Raw genomic sequence first — 1323 nt, forward strand, 5'->3', positions numbered from 1 at the left:
CACGGAAAAATCATGAATACCCCCGTCAATAAAGGCTCGCCAGAACCTTCAAAAGGTACTCAGAATCCATAGCACACATCGCTCTTTTGTGTTTAATGCTCGCTTTCAAAGTCGTTTCACTCTTTAGCATGTTTAAACACATCTGTCTGATCCTTGCAAAGTTCTCTGCACTTTCTTCCGCTCGTTTTCGGCAAGCATCTTCACCAAATGTCGTATCGAGAGACCAATGCATCGACTCGACCAACCAATGTGAACGCGTTGCATTTAACAATTCTTTAGCATTTAAATTCTTCGAGCTAATGTAGTATCTCACCGTGATTTCTGACTCTTTCGCCACGGCGTCTTCTTGTCTTATAGAAACGACAATACCCATTGTTTTTAACTCTGGCCAATCAAACGCTAAGTCACCTAAAACACTCAAATCCGTGTTCGTTAAAGCCAACCTGGTTTCTTGTCTGCCACGTGATTTTTCTTGCGTACTGTAAGAATCGCCATCGTGTTTTTGTAGCATGCTCATATCGAAATAATTATCGAATGCTTGCTCCAAACGACCTTGATTTCCTTTCACCGCCAACAAATAATCTGCGTTTTTGTTTAGTATTTTTTGAGCAATTTTCTTTTGGCATCCCATAGCATCAATAGTGACCAAACAACCTGATATATCAAGCAGTTCGAGCAACTCTGGGATAGCGGTGATTTCATTGCTTTTTTCGTAAACTTTATGTTGTCCGAGACTAACACCATTTTCAGTAGCAAAAGCGTTCACCATGTGAATTGCGCCAAGGCCGCGAGTGTCATCATAAGAGCCTCTGACGGTTTTACCATCAATGGCTATCACTTCACCTTTAGTTAACTCACAGCAATCTTTCATCCACTCAATGAAGCACTTTTGCAGTCGAGACGCATTAATCATTCCCATCGCTCTGGCTATTGTCGATGTGGAAGGTACTCCATGACTAAAATCGCCAAATCGCTTCAAGAAATCCAACTTAGCTTCACCGTAAAGACTAATCGCCTTCCAGTCATCTTGACCAGAAAGTACAGCACAAATTGTTAACAGAATGATATCAGTTAACTTGTGCTCGACTTTGCCTTGTTGTCGGTAATCAGGAATGACATCGAAATGCATAAATGGCTGCTGGTTACTCATCGTTGGACCTCCAAGTTGTCTATGGAGGTATTAGAAAACACTGAAAATGATCTACAAATCGATCATCGGACAATTGATTGTTATGTGATAACGCTAACTAGTGAAGTTCAAAAGTTGAGAACTCAATACGCCACGAACCCTTTAAACATGGCCATGTTCATGAATCTTCCCTG

The 1323-nt window shown here is 41.2% G+C and carries 1 protein-coding gene; it reads right to left on the reverse strand.

Annotated elements, in window-relative coordinates; all coding sequences use genetic code 11:
- Positions 1 to 25: 25 nt before the first annotated feature.
- Positions 26 to 1150: an ISAs1 family transposase gene (locus MD535_RS25540; protein WP_265678091.1), complete on the reverse strand. Its 1125-nt coding sequence runs from the start codon at positions 1148 to 1150 to the stop codon at positions 26 to 28.
- Positions 1151 to 1323 lie beyond the last annotated feature (173 nt).

Origin of the sequence: Vibrio qingdaonensis, assembly GCF_026191675.1 — a bacterium.
Taxonomy (GTDB): Bacteria; Pseudomonadota; Gammaproteobacteria; order Enterobacterales; family Vibrionaceae; genus Vibrio; species Vibrio qingdaonensis.

What these genes read in the sequence shown, in the direction of transcription:
- MD535_RS25540 (WP_265678091.1), bottom strand. Translation starts at nt 1,150, where the DNA reads ATGAGTAACCAGCAGCCATTTATGCATTTCGATGTCATTCCTGATTAC.